Here is a 23558-nt window from a genome sequence, read left to right on the forward strand (position 1 = left end):
GGCTACTTCTTCCTGGCCTTGGGCATGGGCGCGCCGCCCCGGAAGCCGCGGCCATCGTCCAGAACCAAGTCCCAGCCCAGCCGGTCGCCCTTCTTCAGGCCGATGCGCTTGAAGGTGCCCGCGGGAAACTCGACGAAGTGGCGCGCGGGGACGGTCCCCCCGTAGGTGGGGCAGTCATCGCCGCGCATGGGGCTGCACGGGGGGACATGCTCGGCCGTCTCCACCACGCGGCCCTCGGCGTCCACCCAGGCCACGTCCAGGGCGATGAGGCAGTTCTTCATCCAGATGGCGTGGCTGCCCTCCTCGCCGTAGATGAAGAACATGCAGCGGTCCTTGGCCAGGCTCTGGCGGTACATCAGGCCCTTCGCCTTCTCCTGGTCCGTGGCGGCCACCTCGGCCAGGAAGGCCGTCTGCTTGAAGGCCACGGTGCCCCCGCCCCCCGCCAGCAGGGGCAGGGACAGCAGGGCGGCGAACAGCATGCGCATGTCTACTCCTCAGAAGGCCATTATCAATGAAGTGCCTGCAGGCGGGCGAAGGCTTCAGGGGCCGATGATACCTCGCAGGTTGTGGCCACATGCTTCGAGCTTCCCGGCGGCCGGGGGGTCAGGGGCTCTCGAGCCACTCCGCCACGCGATCCACATCCCGCTCCGTGTGGAAGCCGTGGAAGGCCACCCGCAGGTAGCCCTCGCGGACGGAGGCGAAGACGCCTCGGTGGTAGCCGGACCGGAGCAGGGCCTGGAGATGGTCCGCACCGGCGCCGCCATGGTGGAAGGCCAGGATGGACCCCAGTCGCCCCGCTTCCAGCAGGTCCCGCAGCCGGCGGCATTCCGCGGTCCAGGCTGAGTCTGCCAGCGCCTCCAGGAGCCGGACCTGGAGCCCGGCCGCATGGGCGGCGATGGCCGGGACCCCGGCCCCGTTGAGCAGACGGAGGGATTCCAGGAGGGCCGAGGCCTGGAGCAGGTTCGGCCCGCCCGGCTCCAGGGCCCGGCCATCCGGCAGCCAGGCCCGGTCGAAGTCCGTGGAGGGTCGCGAGAAGTCCGTGGCCTGCTCCACCGACAGCCAGGTGCCCGTGGGCGCCAGCGACTGCCGGAAGGCCTCGTCCGTCCACAGGAAGCCCATGCCCTGGGGCGCCAGCAGGCCCTTGTGGCCGCCCGTGGCGAAGGCCGAGAGGCCCTGCAGATCGGCTGGCACCGTGCCGGCGGCCTGGATGCCGTCCACCACGAGCCGGACCCCGCGGTCCACGCAGGCCCGCCCCAGGCGCTGAAGATCCAGCTTGAGGCCATCCTGGAAGCGCACCCAGGAAAGGGCCAGGAGGCGGGTGCGGGAACCGAGGGCGGCGATGAGCCTGGCCTCGGGGTCCGCTGCCACCGTGGGCGGCAGGCTCGACCAGGCGTCGGCCCCGGCCTGGTGCCCTTCCCAGAGGGGCACTTCGCGGAAGGTCACGCCCCGCCCCTTCAGGGCGAGCCAGGGCCAGGCGTTGGACGGGAACTCACCCAGGGGCGCCACCACCTCGTCGCCCGGCCGCCAGGGGAAGCCCTGGGCCACCGAGACGAGGCCCGTGGAGGTGCTGGGACTGAGGCTGATGTCCTCGGAGCGGCCGCCCAGCAGGGCTGCGGCCTCGGCGCGCAGCGCCACGGGGATGCCCAGGAAGTCCTCCTCCCAGCGCACCTCCCAGGGGCGCAGCTCCTTGTGCATGAAGGCCCGCACCGTGCGCAGCGAAGCCCGCGGCACGGGGCCCTCGGAGCAGTGCATGATCCAGAGGTGCTCCCGGTCGAGGTGGAACAGGGCGGGGTTGAGGGGCGGGGTGCTCATCCCTTCCCGGAGGTCAGCAGGGCCTTGAGCCCCACGGGGTAGATCGGCTCCACCACGGACCGCACGGCGGCGGCGTACTGCTGGATCTCCCACTGGGCGTGGCTGTCGGCCCGCAGGCGGATGAAGTGGGCCGCGGCCTGGAGGCTCACGGTCCAGTAGACCTCGGAGTAGAGCCCCAGGGGCAGCACGCAGCGGGCCTGCTCTCGGCAGACTCCCAGCGACAGCAGCTCCTTGTAGTGGGCCACGGCACCCCGGCAGCTCTCCAGGTAGCTCTCCATTGCCCGGGCGCGGCCGGTCTCGTCGATCTCGCCCTCGCTGCCCTGCTTGTTCACCTTGGCCTGCCGCCGGAAGGCTGCGGGCACGAAGAACTCGTCCTCGGGGAACTCCACGTAGCGGCCGCTGATCTCGTTGAACTCCGAGCCGATCCGGTGCTTCATCCACTGGCGGAACACGAAGATGGGCGCCTTCACGTGCAGCGTCAGAGCCGTGTGGCGGAAGGGCGAGGTGTGCTCGTGCTCGGCCAGGTAGCCGATCAGCTTGGCATCGCCCTCCTCGAAGGCCTCCCTCCGCTTGCCGAAGGACACCCGGGCCGCATTCACCACGGATAGGTCCGACCCCATGTGGTCGATGAGACGGACGAAACCTTTGTCGAGGACTCGAATTTCCGGGCTGGCCATTCAGCTTCACTCCGCAGTCCGGATAGTGTAGCCCTGGTCTGGGCCCTTCGGCTTTCCCGGGGACCATGGGAGAATGGGACCCGGGCCCCACAGGACCGCCGGCTGGTTTGCGCCAGCCCGGAGGTGAGGTCCTCCCTTTCCGGAGACCCAGATGAAGTTTTTTATCGACACCGCCAACATCGACGAGATCAAGCGCATCAACGCCCTGGGCGTGCTGGACGGAGTGACCACCAATCCGAGCCTCATCGCCAAGGAGACCGGCAAGCCCTTCGAGGAGATCATCGCGGAGATCTGCCAGATCGTGGACGGCCCCATCAGCGCCGAGGTCATCGGCCTGGAGGCCCCCGCCATGATCGAGGAGGGCCGCCGCCTGTCGAAGATCCACAAGAACGTGGTGGTGAAGCTGCCGCTCATCGCCGAGGGCCTCAAGGCCTGCAAGGCGCTCAGCGCCGAGGGCATCCACACCAACGTGACCCTCTGCTTCAGCGCCACCCAGGCCCTCATGGCCGCCAAGGCCGGCGCCACCTACGTATCCCCCTTCGTGGGCCGCCTCGATGACATCAACCTCGATGGCATGGAGCTCATCCGCGAGATCGTGGCCATCTTCGAGAACTACGGCTTCGCCACCCAGTGCCTGGCGGCTTCCATCCGCCAGCCCCGCCACGTCACCGACGCGGCCCTGGCCGGCGCCCACGTGGCCACCATCCCCACCAAGGTCTTCGACCAGATGCTGAAGCACCCCCTCACAGACAAGGGCGTGGAAGGGTTCCTCGCTGATTGGAAGAAGAGCGGGAGATGATCCGCTCCAGCCTGCGGGCCGCCGTCGCCGTCCTCACCCTCATCCTCGGCACCACCCTGGCGGCCCAGGTTGCGCCCCCCTCCACCGCGGCTCCGGCTCCCGTCCCGCACCCCGACTGTGTCTTCTGCCGCATCATCGCCGGCACCGCGCCCTCACGGAAGGTGTACGAGAACCAGTACGTGCTGGCCTTCTGGGACATCCGGCCCCGGGCCAAGGTGCATCTGCTGGTGATCCCCAAGCAGCACGTGGCCAGCCTCAAGGAGCTGGATGACCTGTCCGTGGAGACCCGGGCGGCCCTGCTCAGCGCCTGCGTGAAGGTGGCCAGGGACCAGGGCATCCTCGAGGACGGCTTCCGGCTCATCTCCAATTCGGGCACGAACGCCAGCCAGAGCGTGTTCCACCTCCACTTCCACGTGGTGGGCGGCGAGCGGCTCCGCGAGGACGCCATCACGAAAGACCCGGCAGCGCGCTGAACCCACCGGGGAAGGCCCCCGATACCAGTAGCCAGGCTCCTGTTCCGCAAGGTATCGTTCCTCCATCTGCCCTTTCCCGACCCTTCGGTCGGGACACGGATGCGGGCCTCCGGTACCGCCTGCCCCTGGGCCGGTGCCCGCCCTTCCAAGGAGCCCCCATGCGCCTCCGCTCACCCCTCCGTTTCCTCCTCCTCTGCGCCGGCCTGATGCCCGGGCTCCTGGCCGCAGATGGCCCGACCATCGACACGCCCCTGGTGTGGAAGCCGACGTCGAAGCTCCTGGAGGCCACGGGAACCCTCAATCTCACGCCCTTCGCCGCCAGGAAGATCGTCTTCCTGCCCATCACGGACACCCGCAAGGACAAGACCGTGATCGGCGAGAACCGGGAGAAGTCCTACACCCGGTACGTGAGCACCACGGATGATGTCCCGGCCTTCCTGACCAAGCAGCTGATCGAGCAGATGAAGGATCTCGGCCTTCCCGTCGTGGACAAGCCCGCCGAGGGCGGCGCCGTGGTCAGCTGCGAGCTGGTCCGGTTCTCCGTCATCGAGACGGGCACCTACCAGGGCGAGCTGAGGCTCATCATCCAGGTGCGGTCCGGCGACAAGGTCGTGTGGCGCGGCGTGGTGGCAGGCAAGGCCACGCGGTTCGGCCGCTCCTACAAGCTGGAGAATTACCACGAAGTGCTCAGCGACACCGTGATGGACGTCCTCACCCGCCTGCTGTCGGACGAGGTCTTCATGAGCGTGCTCGCCGGCAAGGCCATGGTCGTGGCCGTTCCCTAGGCCCGCCGGTTCCTTCCCCCCGGCCCTCCGGGACCACCCGATGCCCCACACCTTCACGATCCCCCTGCTTAGGGCCTCGATCTGGTCCCAGGAGGGTCCGGAGGTCCGGTCTCCGTTCCTGGACCGGGCCTCCGGCCCCCCGGACGTGGCCTACCTCGATCCCCTGATCCGCCGGCGCCTCAGCCCCCTGGGTCGGGCCATGCTGCACTGCGCCCACCGGGCCGCCGGCGACCGGGGACCGATGCCCTCGGTCTTCACCTCCCGGCACGGCGAGGCGGTCCGGACCGTGCCCGTGCTGGAGGATCTGGCCCAAGGACTGCTCCCCTCCCCCACGCAGTTCTCCATGAACGTCCACAACGCCACCGCTGGCATCTGGTCCATCGCGCGGCGGGATCCCAGCCCCTCCAGCTCGCTGGCCGCCGGACCGGAGTCTTTCGCCTGGGGGCTGGTGGAAGCCCAGGCCATCCACGCGGCGGATCCTGGAAGGCCTGTCCTCTTCGTCCACGGAGACGCCCCTCTTCCGCCCCTGCTCGCCGACTTCGACGAGGCTCCGCGTCCGCTGCACGCGCTGGCCCTGCTGATCGGCCTCCCCGCGATCCACCACCTGATCCTGACCTGGTCGCCGGAAGACCGCCCGCCGGAAGTCGACGGATCAAGGGAAGGCCCCGACGCCCTCGCCTTCGAGGTGCCCGGAGGGCCCTGGGTGACCGGCGCGTGGGCCTGGCGCGTGGCGTAGCCCCATGCGCCGGATCATCAAGATCCCCGCCAGCGCCGTGGGATTCACGGCCCTGGGCGTGGGGGGAATCCTCTTCTCGCTGCTGGGCCTGCCCCTGCTGCGGCTGGGCCCCGGGGGTCCCGCCGCCCTCCAGCGCCGCACGCGCTGGGTCATCCACCGGTTCTTCAAGGGGATGGTCTGGTTCCTCTCCACGGCCGGGCTTTTCCGTCTCCGGACCGAGCGCCTGCCGGAACGCAGGGCCCTGGACGGCACCCTGATCCTGGCGACGCACCCTGGCTACCTCGATGTCGTCCTGCTGCTGGCCCTGCTGGAGCGGCTCACCTGCGTGGTGAAGGAGGGCATCTGGACCAACCCGCTGTTCGGCCGGGTGGTGCGGGCCGCGGGGTACATCCCCGCCCTGGGTCCCGAGTCCGTCCTCGAAGCCGGGACCCGGGCCCTGGAACGGGGCGAGGCCCTGCTCCTCTTCCCCGAGGGCACCCGGACGGATCCGCACCAGCCGCACGCCTTCCACCGGGGGGCAGCCCACTTGGTCCTCCGGTCCAGGCCCCCCGTCCTGCCCCTCTTGCTCAGCTGCACTCCACCGCTGCTGGCCAAGGGTCACAGGTGGTTCGAGATCCCCCGGGATTCATGCGATTATTGCATTCGAGCCACTGAGCAGCTGGAGGTGCCCTGGTCGGACCTTGAGGGTCTACCGGTGCCTTTGGCCGCTCGAAAGCTGACCCGCTGGCTCGAAGGTCGCTTCAACCAGGAAACCACCCATGCAGGACATCACGCCGACTGAGATCAAGCAGTTCATCGTCCGAACCCTTGACCTCGAAGACATCCGGCCCGAAGAGATCGGCGACGAGCAGCCCTTGTTCAAGGATGGCCTCGGCCTCGACTCCATCGATGCCTTCGAGCTGGGATTGGCCCTCAAGAAGGCCTACAAGCTCAACCTCGAAAGCGAGGAGACCTCCACCTTCGCCCACCATTTCCGCACGGCCGCCAGCCTCGCGGCCTTCGTCTCGAGCCACCGCCAGGTGACCATCTGAACTCCGGAGTACCCCCCATGGTGATGACCGAGCAGGACATCCTCGTCAAGCTGCGCGAAGTCCTTTCCGATTCCTTCCAGCTCGATCCCGCCTCCATCCACCTCGACTCGCACCTGTTCAAGGATCTGGACCTGGACAGCATCGATGCCGTGGAGCTCGCCATCCAGCTCCAGGAGTTCACGGGCCGCCGCGTGAGCGCCCAGGACTTCAAGGACGTGCGGACCGTGCGGGACGTGGTGGCGGCGATCCACAAGATGCTGTCGTGATCCCCTACCCCCAGGCGCTGAAGGCGCTGCCTTCCACCCCCGGGGGCTACTCGCTGCGCGTGGAACCCAGGCATCCGGCCTTCGACGGCCACTTCCCCGGCCAACCCATCCTCTCCGGCCTCATCCAGGTCGACTGGGCCGCCCGCCTGGGGCAGGACACCTTCGGCCCCCTGGGAACCTTCCAGGGCGTGGAGCACCTGAAGTTCCAGGCCCCCATCCGGCCGGACGAACCCCTGGAGCTGCACCTCGACTGGACGCCAGACGCACGGCAATTGCGGTTCCGGTACACGGGAAGCCAGGGACCGAAATCTGCGGGGATCCTCGTCTTCACGCCGGCCCCATGACCTTCCGTCCCTGCCTCGTCGTGCCGGTGTACAACCCCGGGCCCGCCCTGGGCCGGACCCTCGACGCCCTCCTGGCCTGCGGGCATCCCCTCTTCATTCACGACGATGGCAGCGATGAGGCCACCCGGCGCCAGCTCGAGGCGGCGGCCGCGGCCCAGCCCGGCCTCCGGCTGTCCCGGTGGCCCGTGAACCGGGGCAAGGGCGCGGCCGTGGTGGAGGCCCTCCGCCGCGCCCGGGCCGAGGGCTTCACCCATGCCCTCCAGGTGGATGCGGACGGCCAGCACGATGCCGCCGCGGTCGCCCCGTTCCTGGTGCTCGGCGAGGCGCGGCCGGACGCCGTCATCGCCGGAGTGCCGGTCTACGATGCCTCCGTGCCCGCCGCCCGGAAATTCGGCCGCCGCTTCACCCATGCCTGGGTCTGGCTGGAGACCCTCTCCTTCGACATCGGGGACTCCCTCTGCGGCTTCCGGCTCTATCCCCTCGAAGCCGTGGGCCGGCTCCTCGCGCACACCACCCTGCCGGCCCGCATGGACTTCGACACGGCGGCCATCGTGCGCCTCCACTGGGCGGGGGTGCCGGTGGTGAACGCCCCGGTCCGGGTGGTCTATCCCGAGGACGGCGTCTCCCACTTCCACCTGGTCCGCGACAACCTGCGGCTGACGCGGATGCACACCCGGCTGGTGCTGGGCATGCTCCTCCGCCTGCCGGTCCTGCTTGGGCGGCGCTTCCGGCGCGAGGCCCCCCGGGACCACCGGTGGACCAGGATCCGGGAGCGGGGCACGGCCCTCGGCCTGCGCACCGCCCACCTGATCTTCCGCCTGACGGGGGCACGCGGCCTCCGCTGGCTCACGGAGATCCTGGCCGCCTATTTCTTCCTGACGGGCCGCGCCGCGCGCCGGGCCTCGAGCCAGTACCTCGACCGCCTCTTCCGCCATGCGGGGCCCCTCCCGGACCTGCCCGTGAAACCCGGGCTCCGGGCCCAGTACCGGCACATCCGGACCTTCGCCCTCTCCTATGTGGACCGCTTCCTGGCCTGGATGGACGCCAGCGACGCCGAGCTGGTCTTCCCCGAAGAGCAGGCCTTCCAGGACCTCATCCGCTCGGGCCGCGGCGCCCTCTTCCTCAGCGCCCACCTGGGCCACCTGGACATGCTGCGGGGCCTCGGCGCCGCCCGCGGGATTCAAGGCCTGAACGCGGTGATCTACTCTGAGCACGTCATCCGGTTCCAGGAGCTCCTGGGGCGGATCAATCCGAACTACAACGCCAACCTGATCCATGTGGCGGAGGCCGGACCCGAGACCGCCCTGCTGCTGGAGGAGCGCATCGCCCGAGGGGAGAGCCTCTTCATCGTCGGAGACCGCCCCCCCGCCTCCGAGAATGGCCGCACCCTGGACATCCCCTTCCTGGGGCGGGACGCGCCGTTCCCCATCGGCCCCCTCTTCCTGGCGCACCTGCTCCAGTGCCCCGTCTACCTCTTCTTCTGCATCAAGGACGGCCCCCGGTACCGGATCCACATGGAGCCCTTCGCCGAGCGCGTGGACCTGCCGCGGAAGGGGCGGGAGGTGGCCCTCCGCAGCTGGCTCGGGCGGTATGCCCAGGCCATCGAGGCGCGGTGCCGGGAGACGCCGTTCCAGTGGTTTAATTTCTATGACTTCTGGGGAGAGGCGGAGCCCCTTCCACTCCCGCCGATCGCACCGCCCGCCGGATCCCCCCGACCATGACCTTCCTGCAGACTTCCGTGAGCCTGGAAATCCCCTTCCATGATGTGGATTCGATGGGGGTCGTCTGGCATGGGCACTACCTGAAATATTTCGAGATCGCCCGCACCGCCCTCATGCGCCGCGCCGGTCTGGACGTGGCCGACATGCTGGCCAGCGGGTGCGCCTGGCCCGTGGTCACCTGCGAGGTGAAGTACATCCGCCCCCTCCGCTACGGTCAGCGGATCCTGGTGGAGGCCCGGCTCGAGGAGTACGAGGCCCGCATCGGCATCGCCTACACCGTGCGCGACGAGGCCACCGGCGAGCGCCTCACCCGGGGCCGAACCCGGCAGCTGCCCGTCGATTCGGCCACCGGGGAGCTCTGCCCGGGAACCCCCCTTGGCATGGTCGCCGCCATCGAGCGGGCCCTCCCATGACGCCGGTCGCGCCCTGCCACCTCTCCGCCCTGGGTCTTGTGAACGCGCTGGGGCGGGGGAAGCGTGAGGTGGCCGCGGGGCTGCTGTGCGGAGACACCTCGGGCCTGGTGGACGAAGAGGGCTGGCTGCCCGGACGGACGGCCCGCGTGGGACGGGTGCGGGGAGCCCTGGAGGCACTGCCGGAGCGCTTCGCCGCCGACGATTCCCGCAACACCCGTCTGCTCCTCCTCGCCCTGGAGGAGATCCGCGCCGAGGTGGACCGGGAGATCAGCCGTCACGGCACCCACCGCGTCGGCGTGGTGCTCGGCACCAGCACCTCCGGCATCGAGGCCGCCGAGCGGGCCGTCGCCCATCATCAGCAGCACCACACCCTGCCCGCCGGCTTCCACTACCGGCAGCAGGAGATCGGCCGACTGGCCCCCTTCCTGGCGGAATTCCTGGGGCTCCAGGGGCCGGCGATCACGGTGTCCACGGCCTGCACCTCCAGCGGCAAGGCCCTGGTCACGGCCCGGAACCTGCTCCGGCTGGGCCTCTGCGATGCCGTGATCACCGGCGGTGCGGACTCCCTCTGCCGGCTGACCCTCAACGGGTTCGCCTCCCTCGAATCCGTCTCCCCGGGCCCCTGCAATCCCATGAGCCGGAACCGCGCCGGCATCAACGTGGGCGAAGGGGCGGCCCTCTTCATCCTCCGGAAGGAACCCGCGGCGGTGGCCCTGCTGGGGGCCGGCGCTTCCAGCGACGCCCATCACATCTCCTCGCCCGATCCCTCCGGTGCCGGCGCGGAGGCTGCCATGCGCGCGGCCCTGGCCGAGGCGGGCCCGGACGTGGCGGTGGGCTACCTCAACCTGCACGCCACGGCCACGGCGAAGAACGACGAGATGGAGAGCCGCGCCACCCAGGTCGTCTTCCCCGCCGGGATCGCCTGCAGCGGCACCAAGCCCCTCACCGGACACCTGCTCGGCGCCGCCGCGGCCACGGAGTTGGCGTTCTGCTGGCTCCTGGCCCAGGAGGCCTGGAATCCCGACGGGCTCCTGCCGCCCCACCGCTGGGACGGGGAGGCCGACCGGGACCTGCCGGCCCTGGACCTCGTGACCGACGGCGCAGCCTTCCGGGGAGCGCGGATCTGCATGTCCAACGCCTTCGCCTTCGGCGGCAACAACCTCAGCCTGATCCTGGGACCCGCCCGATGACCGAAAACCCGCTCCCCGCCGAAGCGCTGCTTCCGCATCGTGGCCCCTCCCTGCTCCTGCACCGGATCCTCGACCTCTCCGAGGAGCACTGCCTCGCCAGCGCGCGGGTGGAGCCCGGCGCCTGGTACCTCGATGACCGCGGCGCGGCCCCGGCCTGGCTCGCCCTCGAGTGGATGGCCCAGGCGGCCGCGGCCTTCAGCGGGAACCGCCACCTCCAGGCGGGCCGCGCGCCCCGCATCGGCTTCCTGCTGGGCACCCGCCGGTTCGAGGCGATGGTGCCGACCTTCCCCCTTGGCACCGAGTTCGAGGTGGAGGCCCGGCTCATCTTCCTCGACGAGGCCGGCCCCAGCGCCTTCTCCTGCCAGGTCCGGCGTGGGGCCGAAACCCTCGCCCGTGCTACGTTGAAAGCCGTCGAAGCCCCATGAACGAACCCTCCTCCCAACCCCCCAGGAACGCGCTCGTCACGGGCGGCAGCGGCCGCATCGGCCGGGCCATCGCCCGTCAGTTGGCCCGGGACGGCTACCGTGTGACCGTGCACTGCCGCAGCCGCGTGGACGAGGCCCAGGCCGTGGTGGACGCCATTTGCGCGGAGGGCGGCCAGGCCGACTGGATCGCCTTCGACGTGGCCGACCGCGCGGAAGCGGCCCGCTGCCTGGAGGCGAAGGTCGCCGCCGACGGCCCCTACCACTGCATCGTCTGCAATGCGGGCATCACTCGGGACGGCGCCTTCCCGGCCCTCAGCGGCGAGGACTGGGACCTGGTCCTGGGCGTGGGGCTCGATGGCTTCTTCAACGTGGTCCAGCCCCTCCTCATCCCGATGATCAAGACCCGCAAGGGGGGGCGCATTGTCTGCATCTCCAGCGTCTCCGGGGTGGTGGGAAACCGCGGTCAGGTGAACTACAGCGCCGCCAAGGCGGGCCTCATCGGTGCCGCCAAGGCCCTGGCCGTCGAGCTGGCCAGCCGCGGGATCACCGTGAACTGCATCGCGCCCGGCCTGATCGAATCGGAGCTGGTGGATGAGCTCGTGCTCGAACATGCCCTGAAGGCCATCCCCATGGACCGGGTCGGCCAGCCCGAGGACGTGGCCTCCCTGGCGGGCTTCCTCTGCTCGGACGCCGCGGGCTATATCACGCGCCAGGTCATCGGCGTGAACGGGGGACTGGTCTGATGCGGCGGGTGGTGGTGACGGGCATGGGGGGCGTCACCCCCTTCGGCGAGACCTGGGAGGCCATCGACCGCGCGGTCTCCGCCGGGCGGAGCGGCGTGAAGGTCATGCGGGAATGGGATCAGTATCCCGAGATCCAGACCCGCCTCGGGGTGCCCATCGAGGGCTTCGAGGTGCCGGCCCACTATCCCCGGAAGATGGTGCGCTCCATGGGCCGCGTGGCCCTCCTGGGGGTCCGCGCCACGGAACTGGCCCTGCGGGATGCCGGGCTCCTGGATGACGCGATCCTGCGCGGCGGCCGCGTCGGCGTGGCCTACGGCTCCTCCTTCGGCAGCGTGGATCCCATCGTGTCCCTGGGCCGCAGCCTGGCATCGGGACGCATCGGCGGCCTCAGCGCCACGGGCTACATCCAGGCCATGAGCCACACGGCCGCCGTCAACATCGGGGTGTACTTCGGCCTCACGGGACGCGTCATCCCCACCAGCACCGCCTGCACCAGCAGCAGCCAGGCCATCGGCTACGCCTACGAATCCATCCGGGAGGGCCGCCAGACCATCATGGTGTCCGGCGGCTCGGACGAGCTGTCGGTGTTCACGGCGGCGGTCTTCGACACCCTGTACGCCACCAGCCAGCGCAACGACGCCCCCGACCAGTCCCCCCGGCCCTTCGACCGGGACCGCGACGGCCTGGTGGTGGGCGAGGGGGGCTGCACCCTCATCCTCGAGGACCGGGACCACGCCCTGGCCCGCGGGGCCCGCATCCACGCGGAGATCCTGGGCTTCGGGACCAACTCCGACGGCGCCCACATCACCCAGCCCCAGCAGTCCACCATGGCCGAGACCATGCGCCTGGCCCTGGCCGATGCCGGCCTCCCGGCCGATGCCATCGGCTGGGTCAACGCCCACGGCACCGCCACCGAGTACGGCGACATCGCCGAGAGCCACGCCACCCGCGAGGTCTTCCAGAAGCGCGTGCCCATCACCTCCTTCAAGAGCTACATGGGCCACCCCCTGGGCGCCTGCGGCTCCCTCGAAGCCTGGATGGGCATCGAGATGTCCCGGGCCGGGCGCATCGCCCCCACCCTGAACCTGGTCGAGCCCGATCCCCGCTGCGCCGATCTGGATTACCTCCAGTTCACCCATCGCGACCTGGACGCGGCTTGTTTCATTTCCAACAATTTCGCCTTCGGCGGCATCAACACCTCCCTCGTGTTCCAGCGCGGGGATTCGTGACCGAATCGCAGAAGGGCCCCGGTAGCATGGCCGAAGGCTCGGATCGGGCCGGAGGTCTTTTATGGATGCCATCACGTCTGTCCTTCGCCGCTGCGAAATCTTCTCGGGGCTGTCCGACGCCGACCTGGGCCTGATCGCCAAAGCCGCCCGCCGGCGCGAAGTCCCCGCGGGAACCCGCCTCTTCACCCAGGGTGAGCCCCGCAAGGGCGCCACGGTCATCGCCGAGGGCCGGGTCGAGATCACCCGCGACAACGGCGAGGGCGCCGAGCCCGTGGTCATCCTGGGCCCCGGCGACGTGGCCGGCGAGCAGTCCTTCCTGGCCGTCAGCACCCACACGGCCACGGGCGCGGCCCTCACCTCCGCGGTGCTGCTGGACCTGGACCGCGAAGCCGTCCTCCAGAGCCTCGGGCAGGATGGCGCCGCAGCCATCGCCGTGCTCAGCAAGGTCGCCAACGTCCTGCACCAGCGCATCCTCTACTCGGCCACGCCCCGCACCGGCCGGGAGCAGGCCTACGCCAGCGGCCGCACCCGCCGCGAATCCGACCTCATCGGCCCCCTGGACGTGCCCGAGGACGCCCTCTTCGGCGTGCAGACCCTGCGCGCCGTGCACAACTTCCCCATCACGGGCACGCCCACCAGCCACTTTCCGGCCATGATCCGCGCCCTGGCCATGGTGAAGCAGGCCGCGGCCCGAGCCAACGCCCGCCTGGGCCTGCTGGACCCGGCCATCGCCGATGCCATCGACCGCGCCTCGCAGGAGATCATCGACGGGCACTGGCACGGCCACTTCCCCACGGACATGGTGCAGGGCGGCGCGGGCACCTCCACGAACATGAACGCCAACGAGGTCATCGCCAACCGCGCCCTGGAGCTGCTGGGCCACAAGCGGGGCGACTACGGACATTGCCACCCCAACGATCACGTGAACCTGGGCCAGAGCACCAACGACGTCTACCCCACCGCTCTGCGCCTCAGCACCATCTTCATGCTGAAGAACCTGCTGGACGCCATGGAACGCCTGAAGGCCGCCCTCCACGCCAAGGGCCGCGAGTTCTCCGATGTCATCAAGATGGGCCGCACCCAGCTGCAGGACGCCGTGCCCATGACGCTCGGCCAGGAGTTCGAGGCCTACGCGGTCACCACCGGCGAGGACATCCAGCGCCTGCAGGAGACCGCCCGCCTCTTCCTGGAGGTGAACATGGGCGGCACGGCCATCGGCACGGGCATCTGCGCCGATCCCAACTACCCCCAGGTGGTGGTGGAGGAGCTCCGGAAGGTGACGGGGCTGGAAATCCTGCTGGCGGAGAACCTCGTGGAGGCCACGCCGGACACCGGCGCCTTCGTCATGTTCTCGGGCGTGGTGAAGCGGGCCGCGGTGAAGCTCAGCAAGCTCTGCAACGACCTGCGCCTGCTCAGCAGCGGCCCCCGCTGCGGCTTCGGCGAGCTCAACCTGCCCCCCATGCAGCCCGGCAGCAGCATCATGCCCGGCAAGGTGAACCCCGTGATCCCCGAGGTGGTGAACCAGGTGGCCTTCTCGGTCATCGGCAACGACCTCACCATCACCCTGGCCGCCGAGGCCGGCCAGCTCCAACTGAACGTGATGGAACCCATCCTGGCCTACAGCCTCGCCACCAGCCTGCGCACCCTGACAGCGGCCGTGAACGTGCTCACCACCAAGTGCATCGTGGGCATCACCGCCAACCGCGACCGCTGCCGCGACCTGGTGGAGCACAGCATCGGCATCGTCACCGCCGTCATGCCCGCCATCGGCTACAAACGTGCCACCGAGGTGGCCAAGGAGGCCCTGGAGACCGGCGTGCCGGTCCGGGAGCTCATCCTCCGCAAGGGCTACCTCACCCCCGCGGAGCTGGACGAGGCCTTCAGCCTCGAGGCCATGACCCAGCCCCGGCCCATCCGCTAGGGCTTCCGGAGCCCGGCGCGGTTAAACTGACAGCTGATCCCCCAACGATCCGCTGCCCGTTTTCCGTGCCCGGGAGTCCCCATGTCCCTCGAGAAGAAGATCGAGACGCTGAAAGCCAAGCATGCCCAGGCCCTGGCCGGCGGCGGCGAGGCGCGGGTCCAGAAGCAGCACGAGGGCGGCAAGCTCACGGCCCGGGAGCGCGTCGCCGCCTTCCTGGACGAGGGCTCCTTCGAGGAGATGGATGCCCTCATGGTCCACCGGGCCTGGGGGGTGGAAAAGATCCCCGGCGACGGTGTGGTGACGGGCTTCGGTCGCGTGGACGGGCGCCCTGTGGCCATCTTCGCCCAGGACTTCACGGTGTTCGGCGGCTCGCTCAGCGAGGCCTATGCCAAGAAGATCTGCAAGATCATGGACCTGGCCATGAAGGTGGGCTGCCCCGTCGTGGGCCTCAACGACAGCGGCGGCGCCCGCATCCAGGAGGGCGTGGTGAGCCTGGGCGGCTACGCCGACATCTTCCTGCGCAACACCCTGGCCTCCGGCGTCATCCCCCAGATCAGCCTCATCATGGGCCCCTGCGCCGGTGGCGCCGTGTACAGCCCCGCCATCACGGACTTCATCACCATGGTGAAGGGCTCGAGCTACATGTTCGTGACGGGCCCCGACGTCATCAAGGCTGTCACCCACGAGGAGGTCACCAAGGAGGAGCTGGGCGGCGCCAGCACCCACGCGGCCAAGTCCGGCGTGGCCCACTTCGTCACCCCGAGCGACCTGGCGGCTCTGGCCCACACCCGGGAGCTGCTCTCCTTCCTGCCCAGCAACAACCTGGGCGAGGCCCCCCGCAAGGCCCCGAAGACCCAGATGCCCCTGGAGAACCCGGACCTGGACAAGGTGGTGCCGGACGATCCCTCGAAGCCCTACGACATCCGCGACATCATCCGCGGCGTGGTGGACGACGCCCACTTCTTCGAGGTGCACGAGGCCTTCGCGCCCAACCTCGTCGTGGGCTTCGCCCGCATCGACGGCCGCAGCGTAGGTATCGTGGCCAACCAGCCGGCCTTCTACGCCGGCGTCCTCGACATCGCCTCCAGCGAGAAGGGCGCGCGCTTCGTGCGGTTCTGCGACGCCTTCAACATCCCGCTCATCACCTTCGAGGACGTGCCGGGCTTCCTGCCGGGCGTCACCCAGGAGCACGGCGGCATCATCCGCCACGGCGCCAAGCTGCTCTTCGCCTTCTGCGAGGCCACGGTGCCCAAGATCACCGTCATCACCCGCAAGGCCTACGGCGGCGCCTACTGTGTGATGGCCAGCAAGCACATCCGTACGGACTTCAACTTCGCCTACCCCACGGCCGAGATCGCCGTCATGGGGGCCGAGGGCGCCATGAACGTGCTGCACGGCAAGTCCATCGCCATCGCGCCCGATCCCGCCGCCAAGAAGGCCGAGCTGGTGGCCGAGTACAACGAGAAGTTCGCCAACCCCTACATCGCCGCCGAGCACGGCTTCGTGGACGAGGTCATCCTCCCCCGCGAGACCCGCCAGAAGCTGGTCAAGGCCCTGGCCTTCCTGGAGACCAAGCGCGACACCATGCCCCCCAAGAAGCACGGGAACATCCCTCTCTAGGAGCATCCATGCGTGCCGTCCTCCTCGTCCTCGCCACGCTCACCCTTGCCGCGCAGGACGAGCGCGCCTTCCTGGAATCCATGGCCCGCCTCGAACGGCAGGATCCCGCCGGGAAGAAGGATCTTGAGGACGGCAGCCCCCTCCGCGCCGGCGCCCTGGCCATGGATCCCGCCAAGGCGAATGAGAAGGACCGCTACGCCGCCGCCACGTGGCTCTGGGCCACCAACCTGATCCGGGGGTTCCACCACGGCAAGGACCAGACCTACCTGCAGGCGGCCCGCGGGCAGGCCGATCTCCTGAAGGCCTGGTCGCTGCTGGAGGGCGTGGGGGGGGAGCTCGCCCGCTCCCGGGATGGCCTGCGGCTGGAACTGGCCTGGCGGCTCCTGGACCTGGGCCGGATGAGGACGGCCTATGCCGCCGTCTCCGGCCGCTCCGACCTGAATGTCCGCGAGCTCGTCCACTGCTTCTTCGTCTCCGCCCACCTCGGCGACTTGGCCGCCATGAAGAAGCACGCCCAGGCCCTCACGGCCCAGGGCGGGAAGCTGGAGGGCCTCCACGGGGCGGCCGAGGCCACCCTGACGATGTTCGACTACGAGTCGCTGCTCAAGGCCGTCGATGCCGGCCGACCGGGCCCGGCCGCAGGTCCCCTGGCGGTCCGGAGCCACCGCGTCTTCAGGCAGCGGGTGAAGATCCAGCGCATCTCCGGGGGCGACAAGGCCCTCCTGAAGGAGTCCGAGTCCTGGCCCCGGGATTGGGTGGCCAAGCCCGACGCGACCACGGGCCTCCTGCAGGTGGGTGCCGCGGCCCACTGGGTCGAGGGCAGCGCCCAGCCGCCGGTGTCCGGCTTCCTCGACGCCACCCGGCTCTACCTCGTGGGATACCGCGAAGTCCAGGGCGAGGGCGGCGATTCGGGCCGCCAGGACCAAGTGTGGGACCTGCACCCGGACCCCGGGACGCCCGGCCGGTGGCGCGGGACCAACACGCTCACGGTCTGGCGGGCGGGCGGAAATCCGAAGGCCGGGCCCGCGCTCCAGGTGCAGTTCGAAGTGGAGTGGGACATGCGCGCCACGGAGACCTACCCCGAGACCCCCTGAGCCCCGCTTTCCGGAGTGGCCCACCATGCGCCCCCTTCCCCTCCTCGCCCTCAGCGCCCTGAGCCTCGCGGCCCAGGCCCCGAAAGCCACCCCGGTCTTCGACGAGACCTTCTTCAACGGTGACCGCCGGATCATCCTCGGGGGTTGCGCCGATCGGGCGCGGGCCATCAAGCCCCGGGACGCCAAATACCTGGCCGAGTTCGGCCGGGCCTACCTGGCGGCCCTCGACAAACCCCGGGCGGAGGCCGCCTTCAGGGAGGCCGAGCAGCGCGAGCCCAAGGACGGCCAGGTGCTCCACCTCATAGCCCAGGCCTGGCTGAAGCACGGCTACAAGACGGAGGCCCTGGAGGGCTACGAGAAGATCCTCACCCGCGATCCCAAAAACAAGGAGGCCCTCGCCCAGACCGGCGTGGACCTGGCGGAGGTGGGCCTCGTGGCCGAGGCCGAGCGCTACATGCTCGCCCTGGCGGCCCTGGAGAAGGATGACTGGGAGCGCTTCCTGAGGTTCGGCCGGGCCTTCCTGGTGGCCGGGCAGCGGAAGAGGGCCGCGGCCTGGTTCGCCCGCGCCGTGGCCCTGAAGCCCGACGAGGAGAAGGTCTTCCTGGAGATCAGCCGCGCCTTCGCCGAGACCCAGAGCGTGATGTAGGGCCTGTGGTGCGGAGTCAGTGGCGGTTCTTCCACAGTTTCGGAGTCTTGATCCCCGCCCCCATGACCAGGCGCATCTCGCTGGTGGGCACGAAACCCATGCGCTGGTAGAGGCCCTCGGCCTCGAGGCTCGCGTGCAGCTCCATGATCTCCAGGCCCAGGTCGCGGGCCAGATCCAGGGCCGCATCCGTGAGGCGGGCGGCCAGGCCCTGGCGGCGGTGCGTGGGCTCCGTGTAGATGTTGAAGAGGTAGCCCCGCACCGAGAGCGGCGTCACCGGCGTGGGGAGCGTCTCCCGCATCAGCATCAGCACGCCGGCCACGGGGCGGCCCTCATCCTCCAGGAGGAAACCCCGGCACTGGCCCGTCACCAGCCAGTTCCGCAGCTGGACGCGGAAGGTGTCGGCCATGCGGCGGAGCCCGTCCTCGGAGCCCATCTCCATGTCGCGGAACAGGGCCACGCGATGGGCCACGTGGATCTCCAGATCCAGGGTCGAGGAGGGGCGGAGAGAGAGCTTCATGCGGTCAGTGTAGGCGCTATCCTGGGCCATGCACTACGCGGCCCTGGCCTCCGGTTCCAAGGGGAACTGCCACGCCCTTTCCGGGGGCGGCCGGACCCTGCTCATCGATGCGGGCATCTCCCTGCTCCAGATCCGCCGCCGCCTGGAGGTCCTGGGCCTGGAGCCCGGGTCCGTGCGGGCCCTGGCCCTCACCCACGAGCACTCGGACCACATCGGGGCGGTGGGGGTCATCGTCCGGCGCACGGACTGGGCCATCCTCGCCACCGCCGCCACCCGCTCGGCCGTACAGCGGATCCAGGGCATCGAGATCCCCGCCGCGCGCTGGATCGAGGTGGAGGCCGGCCGGCCCACCGACTGGGAAGGCTGGCGCCTGCTGCCCTTCGCCCTCCCCCACGACGCGGAGGATCCGGTGGCCTACCGGGTCGAGGCCGGGGGCATCGCCGCGGCCGTCGTGACCGACCTGGGCCACCCCACGGCCCTGGTGGCGGACCACCTCCAGGACCTGGATCTGCTGGTGCTGGAGGCCAATCACGACGTGGACATGCTTCGCGAGGGGAGCTACCCCCCCCAACTCAAGGCCCGCATCCTCAGCCGCGTGGGCCACCTGAGCAATGCCGCCATGGCCGAGCTGCTGGGCCGGGTGACCTCCCCGCGGCTGAAGCAGGTGGTGCTGGCGCACCTGAGCGAGTCCAACAACGATCCCGGCCTGGCCCGGTTCGCCGCCGAGGAGATCCTCCGGGGCACCCCGGCGGCGCTGCACGTGGCCCATCAGCGGGAGCCCCTCGCCCTCCCCCCGGTCGCCTGAAGGAGCCCGATGATCCGCCGCGCCCTCTTCCGCCTTCTGCTGGCGCTCCCCCTGGGGGCCCAGACCGCGCCGCCCTCGCTGCGGGAGGCCGTGGAGCGTTTCGACGCCGCCCAGGCCCAGGTGCAGACGCTGCAGTGCCCCTTCACGCTGACCCTGCGCCGGGCCCTGCTGAAGACGCCCTCGGTGACGAAGGGAACCCTCTACCTCCAGGGCTCCGAGTTCGCCCACTTCGCCTTCCAGCCGCCCGAGGACCTGATCCTCCACCTCACCCCCAAGGCCCTCATCTCCTACAGCCCCGAGGCCAAGGCCGGCGAGCTCATGAAGATCGGCCTCATCAAGAACGCCAACCGGAAGTTCCTGGGCCTCGGCCAGAAGCTCAGCTACCTGTCCGAGTACTTCCAGATCCAGCTGGGCGAGGCCAAGGATCTGCCCGGCACCTGGCTCCTGGCCATGGCCCCCCGCACCCTCTCCATGCGCAAGCGGATGCAGGCCCTGAACCTCTGGGTGGACAAGGAGACGTGGCTGCCCCGGCAGGTCCAGTGGGTCGAGCGCAGCGGGGACTCCTGGCTGGTGGAGCTGGGCCCGCTGAAGACCAACCAGGCCCTGCCCGCCGCGGTGACCGGGTTCAAGCTCCCGGAGGGCATTCCCCTCCGGAACGAGTTCAGCTTCTTCGCCACCCGGAAGAAGTAGCGGTAGACTGCACTGGAGATCACACGGGGGCCCGATGATTGTGGTGTGCCCGGCCTGCCAGGCCCGCTTCCAGTACGACGACAGCCGGTTCGGCCAAGCCCGAGCCAAGCGGTTCAAGTGCCCGAAGTGCGCCCACCTCTTCGAGGTGGCCAATCCGGCGACGACGATGAGTCTGCCGCCGGTCCAGGAGGAGCCCCTCCCGCCCCCGCCCCTCACGATGCCCATCCCCGAGCAGGAACCCCCCAACGAGGCCACGCTGGCCTCGGCCTTCACCACCGCCCGCCGAGACCGCGACTCCATCCTGGTGGCCGCCGGCATCCAGCAGGCGGGCCTGCCGGCGGGGTTCAAGTTCAGCCTGGCCTTCCTCACCGGCCCCCAGGCCTCCACGGTGCAGGTGCTGGACCGGCCCGTCATCGTCCTCGGTCGGGAGGAGGGTGACGTCATCACCCAGGATCCCGAGACTTCCCGCCGCCACGCGGTGCTGGAAATCCGGGGGGATGGAACCGTATGGATCACCGATCAGGACTCCACCAACGGCACCCAGGTCAACGGCGAGCGCATCACCGGCACGGTCCAGCTTCTCAGCCAGCAGGAATTCACCTGCGGGAACAGCACCTTCATGCTGCTGATCCGCAACACCAACGAGTACCCGCTGCACTGAACCCCTGCTCCCACAGATCCGAGCCGAGCGACACCATGACGCCAGACCCCTACGCGCCCTACCTCCGCCAGGCGGACGAGCTTTTCGCCCGGGGCGAGATTGTCAAGGCGGGCCAGATCTGGCAGGCGATCCTCAAGCAGCAGCCCACCCACACCGAAGCCCGGGAGCGCCTGGTGGCCCTGCGCGAGCGCCTCCTGGCCGAGCGGGAGGCCCAGGCTGAGGCGGCGCTTCCGCCTCCCGCCCCGGAACCTGCCCCGCAACCTGCCCCGGAACCCGAACCAGCTCCCGCCCCGGTGCCCGAGCCCCTTCCCCCGGCCACCCCCGTGGTCTCCTCCGAGGAGCCCGACCGCCTGGTGATCCAGGGTTGCACGCTCTACGACATGGGCCAGGTGCCCGACGCCCTCCAGAAATGGGAGCAGGTGCTGGCCATCGATCCCACGCACAGCCTGGCCCTGGGCTATGCCAACGCGGCCCGCCGCGAGCTGGGGCTCCCCCCCCTCCAGGGTTCCGCCCCCGCCGCGCCCGTGGAGGAACCCGCCCGCGTGGTCGACGAGGATGTGGACAAGCTCCTGCGGGAGGCCGTCCAGCTCTACGACATGGGCCTCACGGAGGAGGCCATCTCCAAGTGGGAGCACGTCCTGACCCTGGAACCCCAGCGGGAGGAGATCCGGGGCTACCTGCGCCAGGCCCGCCATGAGTTGACCCTCCCGGGGACCCAGCCGGCGGCCCCGGCTCCCCCACCAGCGCCCGCACCGGCGCCTGCACCGGCCCCCACCCCCGCGCCCATCCAGGCCGTGCATCCCGACGCGCAGGCCCTGGCCCTGAAGCTGCGGCAGGCGGATCACCTGCTGACCCTCCAGCGCCATGACGAGGCCGCCTTCACTTACCGGCAGGCCCTCCAGCTGGCCCCGGGCCATCCCGAAGCCCTGGCGGGCCTTGAGCGCTGCCTGCACCCCCAGAGCCCCGCCCTAGACGCCCAGAGCCGCATCGCCATGGTCGAGGAGGAGCCCACCCTCATCATCCCGGATCCCGGCCAGGTGGAGCCCCCCGCCTCCGTGACGCGGACCGCCGGCACCCCGCGGGAGGGTCTCAGCCTCCCGGGCCGGCTCCGGGAGGCCTCGTCCGGCCTGCCCTGGCTGCAGGAGCCCAAGGTCTGGGCCATGGCCGGCGGTGGCGTCCTGGTCCTGGCCGCGGGTCTCTACGCCCTGCACACCTACCGGCAGGACCAGGAGCTGAAGGAGGCCGTCAAGGCCGCCCGCCTGGCGGCCGTGACCCCGGTCCTCCAGCAGGCCCAGGCGCCGGATCTCGCCGAGACCCCGGCCGCCATCCTCCGCGAAGGCGAGGCCGCCCTGGAGACGGAGCCGCTGCGCGCCTACTACCGGGCCCAGGCGGTCCTGGCCCAGAACCCCGGCGATGCCGCCGCCGCCCAGCTCCTGGAGAAGGCCCGCGCCGCCCTGCCCGGGGGAGCCACCGGAGCGAGCCTCGCGGAGTTCCAGAAGCACCTCCAGAATGGCGATCTGGACGCGGCTGCCAAGGTCATGGATGCGCTCCTGCGGGCCCAGCCCGAGGACGCCGACCTCCGGGCCCGGGCCGCCCGCCTGTACCTCGCCACCTGCGGGGCCCACGCGGCCCTGGCCAAGTGGGATGAGGCCGCCGAGGATCTGCGCCGGGGCCGGGCCCTCTTCCCCAGCGACAAGTCCTGGCAGGCCCGCCTCCACCTCCTCGAGCGCCTGAAGACCCTGCCCAAGTCCCAGCAGGCGGCCTGGCTTCCCCTCCTCGGATAGAGACCTCAGTCCACCCACACCTCGGGCGGCACGGGGTGGCTCAGGAAGTGGGTCATCCCCTCGTTCAGGCCGTAGGCGCCCGTGGTGCCGAAGGCGAGCAGGTCGCCCGCGGTCAGCGCCGGCAGGCGCACCTCGCCCAGGCGATCCAGGCTCGTGCAGAGGGGCCCGGCGAGCGTGTGGGGGACCGCCTCACCGGCCCTGCCCACGGCCTTCGCCGGGAAGGGCTCGCCCGTGAGGAGGGGGCGGATGAGGTGGTTGATGCCGCCTTCCAGGATGGCGAAGCGGGTGCCGCGGCTCTCCTTGAGGCGCACCACCCGGGCCAGGTAGACCCCGCACGGGCCCGCGAGGAAGCGGCCCGGCTCCAGGATCAGCTCGCCCTCGAACCAGGCGTGCCGCGCCAGCAGGTCCGACAAGTTCTGTCCAAAGGCCGCCAGGTCCAGAGGCGCTTCATCCGGGGCGTAAGGCACGCCCAGGCCACCGCCCAGGTCGATCTGCTCGAAGGCGAGGCCATGGGCCTCGTGCAGGCGCTTCGCCAGATCCAGCACAGCGCCGTGGATGGCCCGCAGCTTGGCGGCATCGCGCTGGTTGCTGGCAGCGAAGACGTGCAGGCCCTTGATGCGCACGTGCGCCAGCCTCGCGGCCTTCTCCAGCAGGGCCGGCACCGCCTCCTCGTCCACGCCGAAGGCCGAGGGCCCGCTGCCGCCGATGATGCGGTTGCCCTCGTCGATGTCGAAGGCGGGGTGCACCCGCAGGTTCACGGCAGTTTCCCGGGTGGCCAGAGCGTCGAGGCGGGCCAGGTCCTCGAAGCCCTCCGCCTGCACGCGGACGCCCATGGACAGGGCCTTCTGCAGCTCGGAGGCCCGCTTGCCGGGCCCGGCAAAGAAGGTGCGGCCCGCCGGCAGGCCCAGGGCCTCCACCCGCTCCAGCTCCCCGATGGAGGCGCAGTCGAAGCTGGCGCCCAGACCGGCGAAGCACCGCAACAGGTCTGCGTGCGGGTTGGCCTTCACGGCGTAGGCGATCCGCACCCGCGAAGGCAGCACCGCCCGGAGCGCCCTGAACCCCGCCGTCGCCACCGCCCCTGAATAGGCGAAGCAGGGCGTGCCGTGGGCCTCCGCCAGTCGCTGGCAGGTGGCGTCGTCGAAGGCGAAGAGAGCGGTCATGGGGCGCCCATGGGAA

At 70.4% G+C, this 23558-nt stretch carries 27 protein-coding genes; 22 read left to right on the top strand and 5 right to left on the bottom strand.

The window, feature by feature from the left end; translation table 11 throughout:
• Window positions 1-2 precede the first annotated feature (2 nt).
• From QSJ30_RS10015 to thyX, 3 genes are all read right to left on the bottom strand, one after another.
• Window positions 3-485: a DUF192 domain-containing protein gene (locus tag QSJ30_RS10015; RefSeq protein ID WP_285608824.1), complete on the bottom strand. Its 483-nt coding sequence runs from the start codon at window positions 483-485 to the stop codon at window positions 3-5.
• 118 nt (window positions 486-603) lie between these two features.
• Window positions 604-1812 carry an aminotransferase class V-fold PLP-dependent enzyme gene (locus tag QSJ30_RS10020; RefSeq protein ID WP_285608825.1) on the bottom strand — a complete coding sequence of 403 codons (1209 nt, stop codon included), beginning with the start codon at window positions 1810-1812 and terminating at the stop codon, window positions 604-606.
• Window positions 1809-2489: an FAD-dependent thymidylate synthase gene (gene thyX, locus QSJ30_RS10025; RefSeq protein ID WP_285608826.1), complete on the bottom strand. Its 681-nt coding sequence runs from the start codon at window positions 2487-2489 to the stop codon at window positions 1809-1811. Before thyX ends, QSJ30_RS10020 begins: the two co-directional genes overlap by 4 nt.
• 151 nt (window positions 2490-2640) lie before the next feature.
• On the opposite strand from thyX, the gene fsa reads away from it, so the two are divergent.
• The 18 genes from fsa to QSJ30_RS10115 all read left to right on the top strand — a co-directional run bounded on the left by fsa (window position 2641) and on the right by QSJ30_RS10115 (window position 17925).
• Window positions 2641-3288, top strand: coding sequence for a fructose-6-phosphate aldolase (gene fsa, locus QSJ30_RS10030; protein ID WP_285608827.1), 648 nt, complete (start codon window positions 2641-2643; stop codon window positions 3286-3288).
• Complete coding sequence (locus QSJ30_RS10035; protein ID WP_285608828.1) at window positions 3285-3761, top strand: histidine triad nucleotide-binding protein; 477 nt, start codon at window positions 3285-3287, stop codon at window positions 3759-3761. Before fsa ends, QSJ30_RS10035 begins: the two co-directional genes overlap by 4 nt.
• A 158-nt stretch (window positions 3762-3919) precedes the next feature.
• Window positions 3920-4546, top strand: coding sequence for a hypothetical protein (locus QSJ30_RS10040; protein ID WP_285608829.1), 627 nt, complete (start codon window positions 3920-3922; stop codon window positions 4544-4546).
• A gap of 40 nt (window positions 4547-4586) precedes the next feature.
• The gene (locus tag QSJ30_RS10045; protein ID WP_285608830.1) at window positions 4587-5282 is read left to right on the top strand and encodes a beta-ketoacyl synthase chain length factor; all 696 of its coding nucleotides are present in this window, start codon (window positions 4587-4589) and stop codon (window positions 5280-5282) included.
• Between the two features lie 4 nt (window positions 5283-5286).
• Entirely contained in the window at window positions 5287-6063 is a 777-nt protein-coding gene (locus QSJ30_RS10050; protein WP_285608831.1) for a lysophospholipid acyltransferase family protein, read from the top strand.
• Window positions 6041-6313, top strand: a complete 273-nt coding sequence (locus tag QSJ30_RS10055; RefSeq protein ID WP_285608832.1) for a phosphopantetheine-binding protein — start codon at window positions 6041-6043, stop codon at window positions 6311-6313. Before QSJ30_RS10050 ends, QSJ30_RS10055 begins: the two co-directional genes overlap by 23 nt.
• Window positions 6314-6330: 17 nt before the next feature.
• Window positions 6331-6579, top strand: coding sequence for an acyl carrier protein (locus tag QSJ30_RS10060; RefSeq protein ID WP_285608833.1), 249 nt, complete (start codon window positions 6331-6333; stop codon window positions 6577-6579).
• On the top strand, window positions 6576-6923 hold the full coding sequence (locus QSJ30_RS10065; protein ID WP_285608834.1) for an ApeI family dehydratase: 348 nt from the start codon (window positions 6576-6578) through the stop codon (window positions 6921-6923). The genes QSJ30_RS10060 and QSJ30_RS10065 overlap by 4 nt, the downstream gene beginning before the upstream one ends.
• Window positions 6920-8644, top strand: coding sequence for a glycosyltransferase family 2 protein (locus QSJ30_RS10070; RefSeq protein WP_285608836.1), 1725 nt, complete (start codon window positions 6920-6922; stop codon window positions 8642-8644). Before QSJ30_RS10065 ends, QSJ30_RS10070 begins: the two co-directional genes overlap by 4 nt.
• A complete protein-coding gene (locus QSJ30_RS10075; protein WP_285608838.1) occupies window positions 8641-9057 on the top strand; it encodes an acyl-CoA thioesterase in 417 nt (138 codons plus the stop codon). Before QSJ30_RS10070 ends, QSJ30_RS10075 begins: the two co-directional genes overlap by 4 nt.
• A complete protein-coding gene (locus tag QSJ30_RS10080) occupies window positions 9054-10247 on the top strand; it encodes a beta-ketoacyl-ACP synthase (protein ID WP_285608840.1) in 1194 nt (397 codons plus the stop codon). Before QSJ30_RS10075 ends, QSJ30_RS10080 begins: the two co-directional genes overlap by 4 nt.
• Window positions 10244-10672 carry a hotdog family protein gene (locus QSJ30_RS10085; RefSeq protein WP_285608842.1) on the top strand — a complete coding sequence of 143 codons (429 nt, stop codon included), beginning with the start codon at window positions 10244-10246 and terminating at the stop codon, window positions 10670-10672. The genes QSJ30_RS10080 and QSJ30_RS10085 overlap by 4 nt, the downstream gene beginning before the upstream one ends.
• A complete protein-coding gene (fabG, locus tag QSJ30_RS10090; protein ID WP_285608844.1) occupies window positions 10669-11415 on the top strand; it encodes a 3-oxoacyl-ACP reductase FabG in 747 nt (248 codons plus the stop codon). Before QSJ30_RS10085 ends, fabG begins: the two co-directional genes overlap by 4 nt.
• The gene (locus tag QSJ30_RS10095; protein WP_285608846.1) at window positions 11415-12644 is read left to right on the top strand and encodes a beta-ketoacyl-ACP synthase; all 1230 of its coding nucleotides are present in this window, start codon (window positions 11415-11417) and stop codon (window positions 12642-12644) included. Before fabG ends, QSJ30_RS10095 begins: the two co-directional genes overlap by 1 nt.
• A 61-nt stretch (window positions 12645-12705) precedes the next feature.
• Window positions 12706-14565 carry an aspartate ammonia-lyase gene (locus QSJ30_RS10100; protein ID WP_285608848.1) on the top strand — a complete coding sequence of 620 codons (1860 nt, stop codon included), beginning with the start codon at window positions 12706-12708 and terminating at the stop codon, window positions 14563-14565.
• A gap of 81 nt (window positions 14566-14646) precedes the next feature.
• Window positions 14647-16185: an acyl-CoA carboxylase subunit beta gene (locus tag QSJ30_RS10105; RefSeq protein WP_285608850.1), complete on the top strand. Its 1539-nt coding sequence runs from the start codon at window positions 14647-14649 to the stop codon at window positions 16183-16185.
• A gap of 8 nt (window positions 16186-16193) precedes the next feature.
• Window positions 16194-17279, top strand: coding sequence for a hypothetical protein (locus tag QSJ30_RS10110; protein WP_285608851.1), 1086 nt, complete (start codon window positions 16194-16196; stop codon window positions 17277-17279).
• Between the two features lie 25 nt (window positions 17280-17304).
• Window positions 17305-17925, top strand: coding sequence for a tetratricopeptide repeat protein (locus QSJ30_RS10115; protein ID WP_285608852.1), 621 nt, complete (start codon window positions 17305-17307; stop codon window positions 17923-17925).
• Window positions 17926-17941: 16 nt separating this feature from the next.
• Here the strand turns inward: QSJ30_RS10115 and QSJ30_RS10120 are convergent, their stop codons facing one another.
• Window positions 17942-18472, bottom strand: a complete 531-nt coding sequence (locus QSJ30_RS10120) for a GNAT family N-acetyltransferase (protein WP_285608853.1) — start codon at window positions 18470-18472, stop codon at window positions 17942-17944.
• Here QSJ30_RS10120 and QSJ30_RS10125 point away from each other — a divergent pair.
• Genes QSJ30_RS10125 through QSJ30_RS10140 form a run of 4 tightly spaced genes read left to right on the top strand, consistent with a single transcriptional unit; the run spans window position 18471 to window position 22382 of the window.
• The gene (locus QSJ30_RS10125) at window positions 18471-19247 is read left to right on the top strand and encodes an MBL fold metallo-hydrolase (RefSeq protein ID WP_285608854.1); all 777 of its coding nucleotides are present in this window, start codon (window positions 18471-18473) and stop codon (window positions 19245-19247) included. The two genes, QSJ30_RS10120 and QSJ30_RS10125, sit on opposite strands and share 2 nt — an antisense overlap.
• A gap of 9 nt (window positions 19248-19256) precedes the next feature.
• On the top strand, window positions 19257-19937 hold the full coding sequence (locus tag QSJ30_RS10130) for a LolA family protein (protein WP_285608855.1): 681 nt from the start codon (window positions 19257-19259) through the stop codon (window positions 19935-19937).
• A gap of 34 nt (window positions 19938-19971) precedes the next feature.
• Window positions 19972-20598 carry an FHA domain-containing protein gene (locus QSJ30_RS10135; RefSeq protein WP_285608856.1) on the top strand — a complete coding sequence of 209 codons (627 nt, stop codon included), beginning with the start codon at window positions 19972-19974 and terminating at the stop codon, window positions 20596-20598.
• A 35-nt stretch (window positions 20599-20633) separates the two neighbouring features.
• Window positions 20634-22382, top strand: a complete 1749-nt coding sequence (locus QSJ30_RS10140) for a hypothetical protein (protein WP_285608857.1) — start codon at window positions 20634-20636, stop codon at window positions 22380-22382.
• 5 nt (window positions 22383-22387) lie between these two features.
• Here QSJ30_RS10140 and QSJ30_RS10145 read toward each other — a convergent pair whose 3' ends face one another.
• Entirely contained in the window at window positions 22388-23542 is a 1155-nt protein-coding gene (locus QSJ30_RS10145; protein WP_285608858.1) for a diaminopimelate decarboxylase family protein, read from the bottom strand.
• Window positions 23543-23558: the final 16 nt, after the last annotated feature.

Origin of the sequence: Geothrix edaphica, assembly GCF_030268045.1 — a bacterium.
Taxonomy (GTDB): Bacteria; Acidobacteriota; Holophagae; order Holophagales; family Holophagaceae; genus Geothrix; species Geothrix edaphica.